This is a genomic window from Globicatella sp. PHS-GS-PNBC-21-1553, from assembly GCF_033564055.1.
Taxonomy (GTDB): domain Bacteria; phylum Bacillota; class Bacilli; order Lactobacillales; family Aerococcaceae; genus Globicatella; species Globicatella sulfidifaciens.
Window position 1 is genome coordinate 829,567 of the sequence record NZ_CP085470.1, and the last position, 18,644, is coordinate 848,210.

Genomic DNA, 18,644 nt, shown 5'->3' on the forward strand with positions numbered 1-18,644 from the left:
AACTTCATCAAAGGAGAACTGAGAACGCATCATTTACCTATTCATTTTTCTTTCACTTTCGCACATTTAACAAACGATAATTGCTATTTTTTATGTTCTGGGCAAGTAATCTTCAAAACTTTTTCAATCATTTGATGTAATAACATACTTTGCTCAGTATTAGCTGCTCTATAGTAGACCTCTTTTCCGACCCGTCGACTTGAAACCAAACCTTTATTACGTAAAGCTCTCAGATGATGTGAAATAGCTGGACTAGACATGTTCATCATCGCTGAAAGATTCAGGACACATTCCTCACAGTGGCATATTAACCAGAATAAACGAATACGGGTTGAATCACTCAATTGCTTAAACAACTCAGAAACGATTTGAAAGTGTTCAATATCATTAAGCTGTGCTAATAAGGTATTATCAATCACTTCATGGTGGTCATGCGGTAACTTTATCGCTGATTGACTATGGGGTGTTTGAGAAAAGTTAGTCACATCTGTATTATGATTGCTTTGTGACAAGTTCGTTGCTTCATTTTGACTGTTTAGAGGCACGGATGTTTCCTTCTTATTCATTGCATCTGGTGCGTTATCTGACAAAGCGTTATCTATCTCATCTTGCTTGTCAGATAACAAGCTTTCATCTAAGTCTTCTGCCAGTTTCAGTGCTGCTTTATGATTTCCTTCTTTTACTGTATCAGCTGAAAAAGCACTTGCTTCTTTATTTTCTGCATTTGGTGATAATTTACTTTCAGACATTAGATAATCCTTTCTTTGCTCTATTTAGCAATATCTTTGGCCCGTTTGGTAGGGAATCTCCGATTGCATTGACTTCAACTTATGTTAGAATTATACTACAGCTATAACGATTAAACAAATACTTAATTGTTTAATCGAGTTTAAAGTTAATTTCTAAAAGGAGCGATTAAATATGAAAAAGACATATAAAATTGAAGTAGACTGCGCTAACTGTGCCAACTTAATGGAAGATGCAACCAAAAAAATTAATGGTGTTGCAAATGCGACTGTCAACTTCATGACACAGAAAATGATGGTTGAATTTGAGGTTGGAAACGATCCAAAAACCGTTATGAATGAAGTCTTAAAAGCTTGTAAAAAAGTAGAACCTGATTGTGAAATTGCCTTTTAACCATTAGTTTAATTAAATTGAAATGAGAATATTTCAACAAATAACACTTAATGATAACCACATTCATGCTGTAGAATGTCTAACAGGATTAACGGAATTTGTATTAATGGTGCCTATATCAACTCATGGCACAGTTAAGCTAAAACTTCCATACAAGTATTTAAAAAATAGCCATTCAAACGAATAGAGGAGGAATGGATGATGACAAAAAAACAGAAAAAAATGTTAACGAGAATTATTGTCGCGACCGTCATGATTGTTCTATTGAATGTTATTCCGGTAAGCGGTTTTCTTCAATTATCACTGTATTTAGCGACCTATTTAATCATTGGCCATGATATTTTAAGAAAGGCCTGGCTTGGTATTTTAAACCGTCAAGTTTTCGATGAAAACTTTCTAATGGCTGTCGCAACTATTGGTGCTTTTGCATTAGCCATCTATTCTGGTAGCGCTGATTACAATGAAGCCATTGCAGTCATGTTGTTCTATCAAATAGGTGAGTTTTTTCAAAGTTATGCTGTCGGAAAAAGTCGTCAGAATATCTATGAGCTGATGGATATTCGACCTGATTATGCTAATATCGAAAAAAATGGACAACTTGAAAAAGTCGATCCCGATGAAGTTGACGTTAACAGCGTGATTGTGGTTCAACCAGGTGAAAAAGTTCCTCTCGATGGCATCGTCCTAGCAGGAAGCTCAAGCCTTAATACAAGTGCTTTAACCGGTGAAAGTTTGCCCCGTGATGTCAAAGTAGGCGATGAAATTATCAGTGGATGTATCAATATGACAGGCGTCTTAAAAATTCAAACAAACAAACCATTTGGTGAATCCACCGTTTCTAAAATATTAGAGTTAGTTGAAAATTCTAGTTCTCGTAAATCAAAATCAGAAAACTTTATTTCGAAATTTGCTAGAATTTATACACCGGTTGTATGTTATAGTGCATTAGCTTTAGCGATACTACCACCACTCGTTCAACTATTGTTTTTAGAACAAGCTGCTCAATGGGGTATTTGGATTTATCGGGCACTCACTTTCCTAGTCATTAGCTGTCCATGCGCCCTTGTCATTAGTATTCCACTTAGTTTTTTCGCTGGTCTCGGTGGTGCTAGTAAGGAAGGTGTTTTGATTAAAGGTTCCAATTATATGGAAACTTTATCTCAAGCTAAATATATTGTCTTCGATAAGACTGGTACTCTAACCCAAGGTGTATTTGAAGTTAATGGTATTCACCATAATACACTATCCGAGGACCAGCTATTAGAATATGCTGCTTTAGCAGAATCTGCCTCTTCCCATCCGATTAGTCAAAGCTTGCAAAAAGCTTATGGAAAAACCATTGATCGCAATCGTGTTACGGATATTAATGAAATAAGTGGCCACGGTGTTATCGCTAAAGTGGACGGACATGAAGTCGCAGCCGGTAATAATAAGTTGATGAATAAGCTGAGTGTTAGCTACTCTGATTGTCATCAAGTTGGTACGATTATCCATATCGCGATTGACGGTGAATATGCGGGTCATATTGTTATTTCTGATAAATTAAAACCTCATGCCTACGAATCCTTAAACGAATTAAAAAAAGCCGGTGTTAAAAAAACAGTGATGTTGACAGGAGACGCTAAACAGGTTGCTGATGAGGCAGCACATTCTCTTGGCATTGATAAAGTTTACAGTGAATTATTACCGGCCGATAAAGTCACTAAAGTAGAAGAATTATTGGCACAAGCAGCAGACAAAGAAAAGCTAGCTTTCGTTGGAGACGGAATCAATGATGCACCTGTCTTAACTCGTGCTGATATTGGTATTGCGATGGGTGCGATGGGTTCTGACGCTGCGATTGAAGCAGCAGATGTAGTATTAATGGATGATGATCCTCTTAAGATTGCGAAAGCCATCAAGATTTCTAAAAAATGTCTGCGTATTGTCCACCAAAATATTACTTTGGCCTTAATGATTAAATTCGGGTGTCTAGCACTTGGCGCCGTCGGCATTGCTAACATGTGGTTTGCAATCTTTGCAGATGTTGGTGTCATGATTATCGCTGTCCTAAATGCCATTCGAGCACTCCGTGTCCATGATCTATAATTGGTATGTAAACCATAGCTTTTGAAAGTTGTAGCCTGAGATTTTTTTAGGTACTTGGTTAGCTAAATTCATTCGGGAAATCTAATTTACTAGGAATGGTAAATAGAGTAACTAGGATATATCTATGGTTGATTATAATAAACGAAAATGACTAAACTGACCATGCTGAATGATTGAATTAAGTTAATTAGGAAATTGATTAAAATGGTTTAACTATACACTTACAGAAGACTTCTCCGGATAGAGTCCATATAATTGTGTAAAAAAATTACCTCAATTATTTTTGTAACTGGGGAAAGTTACGTGCAACAAATTGGGTAATCTTATTGTAACTTTTATACCTTCATAACTGGTACAATGTTTTTGGGAAAATAAACAAGCCAGGAGAAATCAAAATAATCCAAGAATATTTTACAATGAATCTAGAAGAAATTTTAAAGCCAATTGACATAGAAGTGATCGACAGTAAATAAATGAAACGTTCTTCTTTGAACAATGGTCGAAATGTCTATCCAATCGGTTAAATCACTTTATTGTGTAAATCTAAGCTGTTAAATCACTTTCTTGTAATTTTCGACATTTATTTTCTTAGCGTATGATAATGGTAATGAAAGACGCTGGTCTAACGCCCATGAAGCAGTTTTCTGTGGAGGCGGTGGGTCAGCGTTTTTTTATACAACAAATCGTTCATATTTGTTCTTGCTAATTGATATTCCATTTACAAAACCATTTCAGCACTATATACCCTTTTCTCTAATATTCAATGTTCTTTCTTATACCATACTAAACCATGATCATTCCTAATTTGAAAGATAATCATCCATTGCAATTGAGTTATTAATCTCCATGGTTCCGTCAGTTCTAATAATTGTTTGTGCTCTTAATCTAGATATCTTAACTTTTTCATTAATACTCGAGCCATTAATCACGGATTTAAAACGAGAAATTGGATATAAATTTTAACAAACAAAAGAGACAAACAAAAAGATATCCTCCATCCAAAAAAACAAGCCATTTATAGTCATGCATAGGACTTTTGAGTACAAAAATAGTACTCATACTAATTCAATTAGTGGTGAGTATTTACGTAAATTGTGTAAAATTATCTAAAATCAATTATTTCAAATTCATTCCGTTAATAATAATAATGTTTGTCAAAGATGAATTTATAAATTCTTGTGGAGATACTATTTCACAATAATGTGCATGATCAACAGTTCCTTTAATCCAAAGTTCTGACTTAACATCATCTGGTAAATCATAAACTCCATACCCACCTGAAGTAATACCATCAAAATCAATAAATAATACATCAATTGAGTCATCTAACCAATAATCAGTTAAATACATATTCTTTACCATCTGATTTTTTCACTCCTTTATTCTAATTTTAATCCTTTGTTCTCCTTCAACCTATCCGTTAAAGGTGATGTCCGACATTTACACCATGGATGCATAGAGGCAGCATTTAATCCAAGAACAATGTTTTCTAATTTATAGGCTTTTCCACTTAGCCCCTAACATATTGGACAAGGATTTAACTCCACTTTATACTCATATTCTTCAACACCATACTCCAAATAATTTAGATTTTGAATTTCAGTTTGAAGAAAAGTTGCTTCTGTCCTAGATATGACAGAACACTATACAGACAGTTCAATTGAATCAGCCAAGAATGTTATGTTGGCCACGAATAACATGAGAAATATAGATTAAAAATTTGCCAAATCTATATCATTTTTAATCCCTTTTAATCCCTTTTCTAGACAAAATAAAAAACGTTCATAAGACCACTAAATGTCTTATAAACGTTGATAATATTACATTATTTAAGAAAAATAAAAAAGCCATTTGCCGGGATCGAACCGGCGACCTCTTCCTTACCATGGAAGCGCTCTACCTACTGAGCTAAAACGGCAATCCAATTTAAATAAAAAAAGCTCCGCAAGTAGGGCTCGAACCTACGACATCATGATTAACAGTCATGCGCTCTGCCAGCTGAGCTATTGCGGAATGAAAAAAATATACCCTGCGCGGCAACGTCCTACTCTCACAGGACCAAAGGTCCAACTACCATCGGCGCTAAGAAGCTTAACTGCTGTGTTCGGCATGGGAACAGGTGTATCCTTCTTGCCATCATCACCACACAGGTACATTATTTTCTTTTAGTAAACTTATTATAGTTCACTCAAAACTGAATAACTCACAAACTCGTAAACCTTAAATCTTCGTGGTTAAGTCCTCGACCGATTAGTACTAGTCCGCTCCATATATCACTATACTTCCACTTCTAGCCTATCTACCTGATCGTCTCTCAGGGGTCTTACTTCTTTCGAATGGGAAATCTCATCTTGAAGCTGGCTTCGCGCTTAGATGCTTTCAGCGCTTATCCTTCCCACACATAGCTACCCAGCGATGCTCCTGGCGGAACAACTGGTACACCAGCGGTGCGTCCATCCCGGTCCTCTCGTACTAAGGATAGCTCTTCTCAAATTTCCTACGCCCGCGACGGATAGGGACCGAACTGTCTCACGACGTTCTGAACCCAGCTCGCGTACCGCTTTAATGGGCGAACAGCCCAACCCTTGGGACCGACTTCAGCCCCAGGATGCGATGAGCCGACATCGAGGTGCCAAACCTCCCCGTCGATGTGAACTCTTGGGGGAGATAAGCCTGTTATCCCCAGGGTAGCTTTTATCCGTTGAGCGATGGCCCTTCCATACGGTACCACCGGATCACTAAGCCCGACTTTCGTCCCTGCTCGACTTGTTGGTCTCGCAGTCAAGCTCCCTTCTGCCTTTGCACTCTACGAATGATTTCCAACCATTCTGAGGGAACCTTTGGGCGCCTCCGTTACTCTTTAGGAGGCGACCGCCCCAGTCAAACTGTCCACCTGACACTGTCTCCCGTTGCCTTACAACGCGGGTTAGAGGGTTCATATCACAAGGGTAGTATCCCACCAACGCCTCCTCGTAAACTGGCGTTCACGATTCCTAAGCTCCTACCTATCCTGTACATGTCACACAAACACTCAATATCAAGTTACAGTAAAGCTCCATGGGGTCTTTCCGTCCTGTCGCGGGTAACCTGCATCTTCACAGGTACTATAATTTCACCGAGTCTCTCGTTGAGACAGTGCCCAGATCGTTACGCCTTTCGTGCGGGTCGGAACTTACCCGACAAGGAATTTCGCTACCTTAGGACCGTTATAGTTACGGCCGCCGTTTACTGGGGCTTCAATTCGAAGCGTCGCTTGCGCTAACCTCTCCTCTTAACCTTCCAGCACCGGGCAGGCGTCAGCCCCTATACGTCATCTTTCGATTTGGCAGAGACCTGTGTTTTTGATAAACAGTCGCCTGGGCCTATTCACTGCGGCTGGTATTGCTACCAGCACCCCTTCTCCCGAAGTTACGGGGTCATTTTGCCGAGTTCCTTAACGAGAGTTCTCTCGATCACCTTAGTGTTCTCCACTTGACTACCTGTGTCGGTTTGCGGTACGGGTTCATGTTATCTCGCTAGAAGCTTTTCTCGACAGTTTGATTATCCACCTTCGCTACTTTAATTCGCTACGCTTCACAGCTCATTCTCTTAAGTAAAAGCATTTAACTCTTACTAAAACTTACTGCTTGCACATCCTCTTCCATCCGGATGCGTGGAGTCACCTCCTGTGTCCCTCCTTCACTCAATCGATAACATCAAGTACAGGAATCTCTACCTGTTGTCCATCGCTTACGCCTGTCGGCTTGGGCTTAGGTCCCGACTAACCCAGGGCGGACGAGCCTTCCCCTGGAAACCTTAGTCTATCGGTGGACGGGATTCTCACCCGTCTTGCGCTACTCATACCGGCATTCTCACTTCTATACGCTCCAACACTCCTCACGGTATGCCTTCCCCGCATATAGAACGCTCTCCTACCACTCTAGTCTTAAACTAGAATCCACAGCTTCGGTGTATTGTTTAGCCCCGGTACATTTTCGGCGCAGAATCACTCGACTAGTGAGCTATTACGCACTCTTTAAATGATGGCTGCTTCTAAGCCAACATCCTAGCTGTCTGTGCAACTCCACATCCTTTTCCACTTAACAATTACTTGGGGACCTTAGCTGGTGGGCTGGGCTGTTTCCCTTTCGACTACGGATCTTATCACTCGCAGTCTGACTCCCAGAGATGAGTACTTGGCATTCGGAGTTTATCTGAATTCGGTAAAACTTGCGTCCCCCTCGTCCAAACAGTGCTCTACCTCCATCACTCTTACTCTGAGGCTATACCTAAATATATTTCGGAGAGAACCAGCTATCTCCAAGTTCGATTGGAATTTCTCCGCTACCCACAAGTCATCCAAACACTTTTCAACGTGTCCTGGTTCGGTCCTCCAGTGTGTCTTACCACACCTTCAACCTGCTCATGGGTAGGTCACTTGGTTTCGGGTCGACAACAACATACTCTCGCCCTATTCAGACTCGCTTTCGCTTCGGCTCCGTTTCTTCAACTTAACCTCGCATGTTATCGTCACTCGCCGGTCCATTCTACAAAAGGTACACCATCACCCCTTAACGGGCTCTGATTACTTGTAGGCACACGGTTTCAGGTACTCTTTCACTCCCCTCCAGGGGTGCTTTTCACCTTTCCCTCACGGTACTGGTTCACTATCGGTCACTAGGGAGTATTTAGCCTTGCCAGATGGTCCTGGCGGATTCCAACGGGATTCCTCGTGTCCCGCCGTACTCAGGATACTCCTAAAGCGTCAGTCAGTTTCGTATACAGGGCTCTCACCTTGTCTCGCTCTGCTTCCCATCAGATTCTACTACTCACTTCAGTCTTATATCGGAGTCCTACAACCCCATTGTGCATGCACAATGGTTTGGGCTCTTCCCTTTCGCTCGCCGCTACTTAGGGAATCGATTTTTCTTTCTCTTCCTGCAGGTACTTAGATGTTTCAGTTCTCTGCGTCTTCCTCGCTTACGCGTACTGCATTTAGCAGTGGGTTCCCCCATTCGGATATCTCTGGATCATAGCTTACTTACAGCTCCCCAAAGCGTTTCGTCGTTCGTCACGTCCTTCATCGGCTCCTAGTGCCAAGGCATTCACCGTGCGCCCTTTGTTTCTTAACCACATTTTTGCGCTCGTAAAGGCTCTTCCCCTTTACTCTTAATTTCTCTATATTATTATATAGACTCGGTCAATTCTCGGTTTATTATATCTTTCTCTTGAAATTATATAATCTATATTGATTACTCCTGTTAAAATAATCAATATCGTTTGTTTCGTTATTCAGTTTTCAATGAACTATGATGTTAGTCTTAACTAACAATGGAGAATAGCGGGATTGAACCGCTGACCTCCTGCGTGCAAAGCAGGCGCTCTCCCAGCTGAGCTAATCCCCCGTGCTGGTATTTTATTATACCATATTGTTGCTTGTTGAGCAATGGGCCTAAATGGATTCGAACCATCGACCTCACCCTTATCAGGGGTGCGCTCTAACCAACTGAGCTATAGGCCCGTTTAGTGAACCTCACTCAAAACTGAACAATGACAAATCCTAACTCCGTGTAGTTCCAGTACTCCTTAGAAAGGAGGTGATCCAGCCGCACCTTCCGATACGGCTACCTTGTTACGACTTCACCCCAATCATCCATCCCACCTTCGACGGCTCCCTCCTATTGGTTAGGCCACCGGCTTCGGGTGTTACAAACTCTCGTGGTGTGACGGGCGGTGTGTACAAGACCCGGGAACGTATTCACCGCGGCGTGCTGATCCGCGATTACTAGCGATTCCGGCTTCATGTAGTCGAGTTGCAGACTACAATCCGAACTGAGAATGGCTTTTAGAGATTGGCATGCTCTTGCGAGTTAGCGACTCGTTGTACCATCCATTGTAGCACGTGTGTAGCCCAGGTCATAAGGGGCATGATGATTTGACGTCATCCCCACCTTCCTCCGGTTTGTCACCGGCAGTCTAACTAGAGTCCCCATCTGAATGCTGGCAACTAGTTATAAGGGTTGCGCTCGTTGCGGGACTTAACCCAACATCTCACGACACGAGCTGACGACAACCATGCACCACCTGTCTTCTTGCCCCGAAGGGTTTCTCTTATCTCTAAGATATGCAAGAGATGTCAAGACCTGGTAAGGTTCTTCGCGTTGCTTCGAATTAAACCACATGCTCCACCGCTTGTGCGGGTCCCCGTCAATTCCTTTGAGTTTCAACCTTGCGGTCGTACTCCCCAGGCGGAGTGCTTATTGCGTTAACGCCAGCACTGAAGGGTGGAAACCCTCCAACACTTAGCACTCATCGTTTACGGCGTGGACTACCAGGGTATCTAATCCTGTTCGCTCCCCACGCTTTCGAGCCTCAGTGTCAGTTACAGACCAGAAAGCCGCTTTCGCCACTGGTGTTCCTCCATATATCTACGCATTTCACCGCTACACATGGAATTCCGCTTTCCTCTTCTGCACTCAAGTTCCCCAGTTTCCAATGACCCTCCACGGTTAAGCCGTGGGCTTTCACATCAGACTTAAGAAACCACCTGCGCTCCCTTTACGCCCAATAAATCCGGACAACGCTTGCCACCTACGTATTACCGCGGCTGCTGGCACGTAGTTAGCCGTGGCTTTCTGGTTAGATACCGTCAATCTACTAACATTTCCTCTAGTAGCCGTTCTTCTCTAACAACAGTGCTTTACGATCCGAAAACCTTCTTCACACACGCGGCGTTGCTCCGTCAGACTTGCGTCCATTGCGGAAGATTCCCTACTGCTGCCTCCCGTAGGAGTTTGGGCCGTGTCTCAGTCCCAATGTGGCCGATCACCCTCTCAGGTCGGCTATGCATCATCGCCTTGGTAAGCCGTTACCTTACCAACTAGCTAATGCACCGCGGGGCCATCCTTTAATGATGCCGTAGCACCTTTCCCAACTTAACCAGGCGGTTAAATTGTCTATGCGGTATTAGCAGTCGTTTCCGACTGTTATCCCCCACTAAAGGGCAGGTTCCCCACGTGTTACTCACCCGTGCGCCACTAACCTTGACCAGAACAAGTTCTCGTCGCGGTTCGTTCGACTTGCATGTATTAGGCACGCCGCCAGCGTTCGTCCTGAGCCAGGATCAAACTCTCATGAAAGTTTCATGAGTCGTTTCAGACTCTTACTATTTACTAGCTTGTATATTTATAGAGTTACCACTCTGTCTCGAATTTATATTCGGGTATGTTGTGATAATTCAAATGAATTATCCCCTACACATTTTTGGTGTTTGTCTTTGTTCAGTTTTCAATGAGCTTCGTTGTTGCTTGGTTAAGCAACTTCTATATAATATCACGTTTGATTGAAACTGTCAACAAGTTTTTTCAACTTTTTTTATTTCTTTTTCAATCTTTCGTCTTGTTCGCTTGGAACTCCCTTATAGTATCATGTTATCCAACACTCGTCAACACCTTTTTTACTTTATTTTTACATTTTTTACAAAAATATATCCACTCGATGATTTTAGTTGATCGAGTGGATATTTATTTATCTATTTAATAGATATTAGTTTTGTGGCGTTGTTTCATCAGCTTCTAACGTGATAGTTAACTTTTGAGTTTCACCTCTACGAATAATGGTTAATTCTACTTGGTCGCCTGCTTGATGTTTGTAAAGTTCTTTTCTTAAGTCCATCATGCCATTAATAGCAACACCATCAAATTCAGTAATGACATCGTATTTTTCCATACCTGCTTTATCGGCGGCTGTACCTGAAACGACTTCGGATACTACGACACCCTCTTCAGCATCTTCGGCTAAACCAAGCACTTCAATTTTTGATCTCACTGATAATCGGCTAACAGGAATTAAATAGCTTACACCTAAAACCGGTCTTGTTACTTTACCATTTTCTTCTAATTGTGAAATGACATTTTGCACATCATTACTTGGGATAGCAAAGCCCATTCCTTCGATTTCAGTTGAGCTTAACTTACTTGAGTTAATACCAATTAATTCTCCGTTTTTATTAATAAGCGCACCACCTGAGTTCCCTGGGTTAATCGCTGCATCGGTTTGGATTAAGTTCATTTCCCAATCATCTTCGCCGTCATTGTTCATATCAAATGGCACGACACGATCGGTTCCAGATACGATACCTTGAGTTACTGAACTTGAGAACTCACTTCCTAAAGGAGATCCAATCGCTATCGCTAAACTTCCTACTTTTAATTGATCTGAATCAGCAAAAGTAATGGCTGTCTTTAATTTACCTGAAGAAACTTTTAGGACTGCTAAATCTGTAAACACATCTGATCCGACTAATTCTGCGTCGACTGTGTCACCTTCAGCAGTGATAATTTGTAATTTATCCGCCCCATCAATAACGTGATTGTTAGTTACAATATAAGCTGTGTCTCCTTCAATTTTATATACAACCCCACTACCCGTTCCGGATAATACTAAAGATTGTTCTGGATCTTGTAAATCAACAGTCCCTTGACTATTTGAGCTATATCCATATCCAAATCCATAATTACCAATTTGGTTCATATGTTGAGATTGTAAATTATTAACTGAAACTACCGCATCACCTGTTTTTTCTACGGCACCCATAATCGCTGATTCAAAGTCCGTTAATGTTTGACTATTGTTGTCACTTTCTTGCGAATATGCTTTCATTGTTTCAGATGATTGAAATAGTCCATTAAATGCAAGTAAAAACACCATTCCAATGATAATTGCACTACCTAAAATACCGCCAAACACACTTTTCCAAAATAGATTATCTTTTTTATTTGAATTCAATGGGATTATGTTTTGTGAGTCATCATTTATTTTTTTGGTGTCCATAGTAATTCTCCTTTACTAATCTTGATTATGTATTTAATATATCACTGATTTATGAATAATCATTGAACATTCTTCTATAAAACATTTACCAAATGTCTATTTTTTATGTTTAGTGGCTAAGCAAATCTTAAAAAAATTCCGTTTGGTTCTAGCTATTTATTTTACAGTGCAGCGATCGCGCAAGTCTTAAACTACGACTTAATGAAGCTGGCATAAACTTGAGAAATTCAGTCAAATGATTACTCGCTAATTAAAAGCGCAGTGGTTGAGTAGCCTCAACCAACGTCTTAAAGTCTTGTTTGAAACCTACTCCACTGTCCAGGGGTAGGTAAACAAAGCGAAAATTATTCAAGTTTCTACTTCTGGCGAGCTCCTAACTGTGCGAAGGTAAACTAACGAAGCGAAAACCAATCACTTTTCTACCACTTGCGCACTGTCATTACATTATTTCTTTGTACTTATTTTTCATAATCTTACTAATATGATTAAAATAAGGCTGAGTTTAAATGATAATCGTTTTTGCTCAACATTTTTAACTTTAATATTTTGACCGGCTTAAAAATATTTTTTAGCCACCTTCAAGGATAATACAAGTAAATCATTAGCTTTCCTAATCCTAAGTAGAGCTTTTTTATAAATACATTAATTTTGTTGATTGGACTGGATCGGTCATATGGAGAGTAAAATCTTCATTCACTCGCATATCTTTAGCTGACATCGAATTGAACATTGTGGACATCGCTAGTTCTTTAGTATTATTGTCACGGCTCAAATGACCCAAATAGATTTCTTTAGTTTGATCGCCAATCATTTCAATCATGGCATTAGTGCCCGCTTCATTACTTAAATGGCCTTTATCACTTAATATTCGTTGCTTTAATGACCAAGGGTATTGTCCATAGCGGAGCATCTCGATTTCATGATTACTTTCTATTAAATAAGCACTTGCATTGCGCAATTGACTTTTAAGTCGATTACTTACATACCCCGTATCCGTCAACATGACAAATTGTTTATCACCTTTTTGAAAGGCATAAAACTGCGGCTGAGCAGCATCGTGGCTGACATTGTAACTTAATACATCAATATCACCCATTGACATCATTTGTTCGGGTTCAATATATTTTCTATTCTCTAGTGCAATTGCACCAATTTGTTTTTCCATCGCCAACCATGTTTGACGGTTAGCATAAACAGGAATATTGTATTTTCGTGATAAAACGCCGACTCCATGGATATGGTCTTTGTGCTCATGGGTTACTAAAATAGCATCCACCTTGGATAAATCGCGGTCAATTTGCTTAATTAACTCATGAATTTTCTTCCCACTGAGTCCTGCATCGATCAGAATTCTTTGGTTATCTGTTTCGACATATGTACAATTACCACTACTCCCACTCGCTAAAATAGCAAAGCGCAATCTTTCATCTTTTGTTTCTAACACTCTATCATCACTTTCTAACATCTTTAGAAGCCTCCAGCTCCTGATCCACCACCAGATCCACCAGAACTTCCACCACTAAATCCACCACCAAATCCACCGGTGTTGGTGCCACTATATTTGGTTGTTCGTGGTTGAGCACTTCCTATTGTATTACTAATGGATTGATTCATCCCACGTGTTAAGATATATGGATTTGAATAGAATCCTCCTCCTACACGCATTTGTTCTAATTCAACTGGTTTAAACTCCATCTTCATGGCTTCAACTACTTTATCAGCGACACCTAAAGAAATAGCATAAACCAAAAACTCTTCCCAAAGCTCAAGCGAACCAATTTCTCGCATATTAAAATTACCAATATCATTCAACATATTTTTAAATCCAGTCCACTCTTTGATACGACGATCCTGGTCAGCTGTCCGGATTGGTTTAAACAATACAATTAACCAGATAATTAATGTCGCTATCCAACTAGCTCCTCCAATGATCACAATCCAAGGGATAAAATGTTGATACGCTGTATGATTAATCAGACTAATGGCAATTACCACAAAAATTGGGATAAAAACCAACCCCATGACGCCATTTGCCGACGCTATCTTCTGCTCTTTGTTATTGCCTTTTAGTTGCATCCCTCTTACTTGGGTGAAATTGATAAATCGGGTCCAAAGATTATAGTTTTTCTTAGCTAAGCTACGATCCTTTGAGGCAGATTCTTCTAACTCTTGTAGCGTCACCGGTTGCTTCGTTGGCATTACATACTTTAAAGCGTACTTTTCATGTTTTTGCAATTGGCTATCATCGCCATATTTTTCACCTGGTTCAATTAAAACAGTTGATTGGTCGCCTCTTGAAAACAGACCGCGTCTTTCTTTGGTAACTTCAGTAAGAACTAAATATCCTTTTCTAGCTAAATCCACAATTGTAGCGGTAAAGTCTTCTGTGGCTGGTGTTCCCTTAAAGACGGATGTCGTCATTAATGCTGGTGTTATATCTTCAGGTAAAGTATAGATATGATCCGGTAGCTTTATCGGATTGGGATTGAGAGTTTTCTTTTTATTCAAATAATAAATTAACAACCCAATTGGTAAAGCCGGCATCAGAATCGATATTAACATTCCAAAAAGTCGAATCCAACCTAATTGAGTCGCATAAGATTCACGATCTCGTTCGACTTGATCGTTCTCTCGCGCGATAATTTCATCTTTTTTCGCGACTTCTCGTTTATTTTGATTATTTGGTGTTAGCGCAATCGGAAAAATAGAATTCACTTCCACAAATTGTTTCGGTGGGTTGTTTGGCACCGTCACTTTAATGGCACTTTTTCCTTCATATTCTACCAACTCTACCTCTCCTTGAGGTGCACCATGGCCCCAAGCTCTAAAATCTTCTTGGTTCGCTACCTTTCCAGGTAAAACAATCAAAGCTTCAACATCCAAATAATCATCAATGCCTTGTCCCACAATTTTACGGTTAAATTCTGCTGTATCACTGAAATTGGTCACCAAATCGGTTAAAGTATATTCTAAAACAAAGGTTACTTTTTCATTTTGGGCAGGATAGTAAACTTTAAATTCATAGATATCACTGGCTTGTGATACTTGATAAGTTTCACTAGCACCGGTCGGCGTCTCTTCAAATATTTCGTCCTCTTGTGTTTGATTATCTTTGACACCCACTTGATAATCTTTTAACTCATATCCTGTACGATCGATTTGAAACAACGCACCATTCATATAATCAACATCATAAACATACTCTTCTCTAAAACGCACACTGCCGTCTGAGCTAATCTGGGCATGTATTTTTTCGCTAATAATGTTAAAGTCTACCTCTTGCGCACTGACTAAACTAGGAAATATTACCAATAGCGCTAACCATAAAGTAATACAAACTTTCGTTAAACGTTTCAAACAACTCACTCCTTTTAATTCCTAAACAATTGGGAACACTACACACAAACTAAACCAGTTGTCTTCTAACTCTAGCGTCATACTACCACCATATTTTTTAGCGATAAAATCAATATTTTTAAGACCATAACCATGATTTTCCTTATCCTTTTTTGAGGTCTCGGGTATAACCATTAAGTTCAATTGGTCATCGATACAATAATTATCTACTCTTAATATTACCATTTTTCCACGATTTTGTAACTTAAGAGTCACTAATCTTTTCTCTGTTTCAGGAATTTTCTCCACGTGCTCAATCGCATTATCTAATGCATTTCCAAATAGACTACAGATATCCATAATTTCCATATTATGAAGTAAAGCACCATTAGCAATACAAGTAAGACTAATATCGTGTTCTTGACAATACATATTTTTTCGTGTCAAAATCGTATCCAAAACACCATTACCCGTTTCAATTTTATGATTCAAACTTTGAATCGCATCGTTCAAATCTGATAAATAACGACGGCGAACTTCAACATCATCTTCCGCTAAAATCACTTGTATTTGATGCTTTAAATCATGGGCTTTCCGGTTTATATAATTCGTATTCTCTGCATAAGCTTTATATTGATGATATTGCGTTTGAAACAAATTCTGAATCGCATCCAATTCACGTCGACGATTTTGATCGATTAATTGATATTGTTGCATGTATAATAAGCAAATACCAGAGATATTCACAACCGTTCTGACAAAAAAGACGGAATAAGAATTCCCTAAGTGATAAGCCGTTTTAGTGAGTAAAAAACCGATATTGCTAGCTAAAAATATTAAAATACCGGTCATGATAAACATAATAACAGTTTTGCGGTTAACGGCATTTTTTAAACTTACATAATTAATCTTATAGTCCCAAAAAATTATTATAGCTAAAATAAGTGCAACAATACCAATAAAATTGAGACACTCAACGAATAGATTGTTAGCCAATCTTGTTTCCAAAATAAAGGTCACATATATTTGCCATACGATCGATGCTAAAAATTCTGAAAGTATAAAGGCTTTGACTAAAAACATGAACAACATACTAGGATGTAGCTCCGCTAATAAATAGATTGTTAATCCCATCCATAAAATATTTAATAACATTCCCGGAATCCATAACATTAAAGGCCAATTGGCAACTAATAATTGCAGCGCTATTTGTCCTAATAAAGTTAAAATCGAAATAATAACAAAACGACGATTAATTTCCTTTTTTATAGGATAAACACATATGATACACGCAATCCATTCCGTAAGCGCCGTATAAATGCGGGGAATATCTGGTAAGGAAGATTCAAACATTATAAAACTTGTCCCCCTAAATAATGGGTAAATTTCTCAACACATTCTTTTTTACGTGCACGACTTATTTGGATTTCATGTTCTCCTAGGTGTGCGGTCCCAGCTGATTTATCAATATGTTCCACATGTTCAAAATTAATAATATACGAATTATTACATCTAAAGAAACGTACTGGGTCAAGTTTTTCTTCAATATTTTTCATTGAATCAATCAGAGTAAAGCGTCCATTTAAGGTTACAAAATCAATATAATGTCCTTGGCTTTCACAATATAGTATCGAATGTTGATCTACTCTTTTAACCGTTCCACTGACTCGAACCACGATTGAATCATCTTGTTTCTTAACTTTTTTGATAATCTTTTTGAAATGTTCTTCGAAAGTAAACTTATTTAATGGTTTTAATAAAAAATCCGATGCTTCGACAGAATAACCTTGAATGGCAACTTGAGCATGGTTTGTAATAAATACAATCAGCACCTCTGAATCGGTTTCCCTAATTTTTTTGGCGGTTGACATGCCATCCATAAATTCCATTTCAACATCTAAATAAATAATGTCAAAACTCGATTGAAAACGATCGACCAATTCAATCCCATCTGCAAAACAAGTAATATCCACTGGTATTTCTAAGTTAGCGGCATTGTCTTCGATATATCTTACTAACCTTCCTCTAAATTCCTTATGGTCGTCTACAATTGCGATTCTCACCAATCATCACCTCATACTCTTTATTTTATTATACACTAATTCTGTAATGGACAATACTGGTTTACCTTCGAAGTAATATCTTCAATCACATTATTTAATTTCTATAATACTAAACCATCATGTACTCTAAAAAATCGAAAAGAAGCTGGAGCTTTGACTCCAGCTTGCTAATAGCCACCAAATCGTCGTATTAATTTATACAATTGATTAGAAAGCTTTATTCCTATTTTTGTTTTGAAGGTGGTTAAAAAACCAAATAAACCTAAACGCAATTTTTTAAATGCACGAGGATTATTTTCTCGTAAATAACGCCATAATTCCTGTCTTTTTTCAAAAGCGTCATCGGTACCAATCCGATTTAATAAAGCGCTCGAAATATTGGTAACAATTTCTAGATGCTTCAATAAATAACGCTCTTGAAAAGGATGAAGTTGGTGGCTAAAATCATATGAATCAATCAATAATTTATTTACCTTAATTTGCTGATCAATGCGTTTCATCATCACTTTTTCGTTAATAGATTGATCATCTCTTCCAATAAAATAACGATAAAAGTCAACATTTAAATAATACATCGTGGTCATTTTGGTTAAGGGTACATATACAAACAAATTATCCACATAGAAGGTATGTTCTGGTAATTGTAATCCAGAAGCTTTCAATGCTTGCGTTTGATAAATAATCGAATGCATCATAATGTATTTTCCAGTTGGAAATGGACGAGTGTCACCCCATTTAAATATTTTATTTTCAGGGAAAATATAGCGGTAGCGAACAACCTTTTTGGCTTCAGCACCTTCTTGCTCATAAACATAATTGGTAAACAGAACTTCCACCGTTTGTTGATTATTTTCAAACTCCGTTAAAGTATCCATGACACGTTTCAATGCCTCTTCATTGAGCCAATCATCACTATCCAATACTTTAAAGTATTTACCGGTCGCATGCTGCAATCCGGTGTTTACCGCTCCACCATGACCTTTATTCTCTTGACGAATCGCAACGACAATATCTGGAAATTTCGCTTGATAGCGTTTTGCTACTGCGAACGTTTCATCTTTTGAACCATCATCTACAACCAATAGCTCGATTCGCACATCATTTAAATCGGTCACTGATTCGATTGCTTTATTTAGATAATCCTGTGAATCGTAACTCGGTACAACGATACTTAATAACTTCATCGTAATTCCTCTCATATTATTC

At 39.0% G+C, this 18,644-nt stretch carries 10 protein-coding genes, 4 tRNA genes and 3 rRNA genes; 2 read left to right on the forward strand and 15 right to left on the reverse strand.

Going from position 1 to position 18,644, the window contains the following annotated elements; translation table 11 throughout:
• Positions 1–83 precede the first annotated feature (83 nt).
• Positions 84–749 carry a metalloregulator ArsR/SmtB family transcription factor gene (locus LB888_RS03725; protein WP_318753671.1) on the reverse strand — a complete coding sequence of 222 codons (666 nt, stop codon included), beginning with the start codon at positions 747–749 and terminating at the stop codon, positions 84–86.
• Positions 750–921: 172 nt separating this feature from the next.
• Here LB888_RS03725 and LB888_RS03730 point away from each other — a divergent pair, with 172 nt between their 5' ends.
• Both LB888_RS03730 and LB888_RS03735 read left to right on the forward strand, forming a co-directional pair.
• Entirely contained in the window at positions 922–1,140 is a 219-nt protein-coding gene (locus tag LB888_RS03730) for a cation transporter (protein WP_318753672.1), read from the forward strand.
• Between the two features lie 201 nt (positions 1,141–1,341).
• Entirely contained in the window at positions 1,342–3,228 is a 1,887-nt protein-coding gene (locus LB888_RS03735; RefSeq protein WP_318753673.1) for a heavy metal translocating P-type ATPase, read from the forward strand.
• Between the two features lie 1,116 nt (positions 3,229–4,344).
• Here LB888_RS03735 and LB888_RS03740 read toward each other — a convergent pair.
• The 14 genes from LB888_RS03740 to LB888_RS03805 all read right to left on the reverse strand — a co-directional run bounded on the left by LB888_RS03740 (position 4,345) and on the right by LB888_RS03805 (position 18,622).
• Complete coding sequence (locus LB888_RS03740; protein WP_318753674.1) at positions 4,345–4,590, reverse strand: hypothetical protein; 246 nt, start codon at positions 4,588–4,590, stop codon at positions 4,345–4,347.
• Positions 4,591–5,073: 483 nt separating this feature from the next.
• Positions 5,074–5,146 (reverse strand) — tRNA-Thr (locus LB888_RS03745).
• Between the two features lie 22 nt (positions 5,147–5,168).
• Positions 5,169–5,241, reverse strand: a tRNA-Asn gene (locus tag LB888_RS03750).
• Positions 5,242–5,259: 18 nt separating this feature from the next.
• Positions 5,260–5,375 (reverse strand): 5S ribosomal RNA (gene rrf, locus LB888_RS03755).
• A gap of 83 nt (positions 5,376–5,458) precedes the next feature.
• A 23S ribosomal RNA gene (locus LB888_RS03760) occupies positions 5,459–8,339 on the reverse strand.
• A 200-nt stretch (positions 8,340–8,539) separates the two neighbouring features.
• Positions 8,540–8,612, reverse strand: a tRNA-Ala gene (locus LB888_RS03765).
• 42 nt (positions 8,613–8,654) lie between these two features.
• Positions 8,655–8,728: transfer RNA gene (locus LB888_RS03770), tRNA-Ile, on the reverse strand.
• A gap of 69 nt (positions 8,729–8,797) precedes the next feature.
• Positions 8,798–10,346: ribosomal RNA gene (locus LB888_RS03775) — 16S ribosomal RNA — on the reverse strand.
• Together the 16S, 23S and 5S rRNA genes with 4 tRNA genes alongside form the textbook arrangement of a ribosomal RNA operon.
• Positions 10,347–10,752: 406 nt before the next feature.
• Positions 10,753–12,039, reverse strand: coding sequence for a S1C family serine protease (locus LB888_RS03780; protein ID WP_318753675.1), 1,287 nt, complete (start codon positions 12,037–12,039; stop codon positions 10,753–10,755).
• Between the two features lie 631 nt (positions 12,040–12,670).
• Positions 12,671–13,504: an MBL fold metallo-hydrolase gene (locus tag LB888_RS03785; RefSeq protein WP_318753676.1), complete on the reverse strand. Its 834-nt coding sequence runs from the start codon at positions 13,502–13,504 to the stop codon at positions 12,671–12,673.
• 2 nt (positions 13,505–13,506) lie between these two features.
• The gene (locus LB888_RS03790; protein WP_318753677.1) at positions 13,507–15,396 is read right to left on the reverse strand and encodes a DUF2207 domain-containing protein; all 1,890 of its coding nucleotides are present in this window, start codon (positions 15,394–15,396) and stop codon (positions 13,507–13,509) included.
• A 21-nt stretch (positions 15,397–15,417) separates the two neighbouring features.
• Positions 15,418–16,728, reverse strand: a complete 1,311-nt coding sequence (locus LB888_RS03795) for a sensor histidine kinase (protein ID WP_318753678.1) — start codon at positions 16,726–16,728, stop codon at positions 15,418–15,420.
• A complete protein-coding gene (locus LB888_RS03800; protein ID WP_318753679.1) occupies positions 16,728–17,438 on the reverse strand; it encodes a LytTR family DNA-binding domain-containing protein in 711 nt (236 codons plus the stop codon). Before LB888_RS03800 ends, LB888_RS03795 begins: the two co-directional genes overlap by 1 nt.
• A 167-nt stretch (positions 17,439–17,605) precedes the next feature.
• Positions 17,606–18,622, reverse strand: coding sequence for a glycosyltransferase family 2 protein (locus tag LB888_RS03805; RefSeq protein WP_318753680.1), 1,017 nt, complete (start codon positions 18,620–18,622; stop codon positions 17,606–17,608).
• Positions 18,623–18,644: the final 22 nt, after the last annotated feature.

Coding starts and splice junctions, on each gene's coding strand:
- LB888_RS03805 (WP_318753680.1), bottom strand. CDS start 18,622: ATGAAGTTATTAAGTATCGTTGTACCGAGTTACGATTCACAGGATTAT.
- LB888_RS03740 (WP_318753674.1), bottom strand. CDS start 4,590: ATGGTAAAGAATATGTATTTAACTGATTATTGGTTAGATGACTCAATT.
- LB888_RS03725 (WP_318753671.1), bottom strand. CDS start 749: ATGTCTGAAAGTAAATTATCACCAAATGCAGAAAATAAAGAAGCAAGT.
- LB888_RS03730 (WP_318753672.1), top strand. CDS start 922: ATGAAAAAGACATATAAAATTGAAGTAGACTGCGCTAACTGTGCCAAC.
- LB888_RS03785 (WP_318753676.1), bottom strand. CDS start 13,504: ATGTTAGAAAGTGATGATAGAGTGTTAGAAACAAAAGATGAAAGATTG.
- LB888_RS03735 (WP_318753673.1), top strand. CDS start 1,342: ATGACAAAAAAACAGAAAAAAATGTTAACGAGAATTATTGTCGCGACC.
- LB888_RS03780 (WP_318753675.1), bottom strand. CDS start 12,039: ATGGACACCAAAAAAATAAATGATGACTCACAAAACATAATCCCATTG.
- LB888_RS03795 (WP_318753678.1), bottom strand. CDS start 16,728: ATGTTTGAATCTTCCTTACCAGATATTCCCCGCATTTATACGGCGCTT.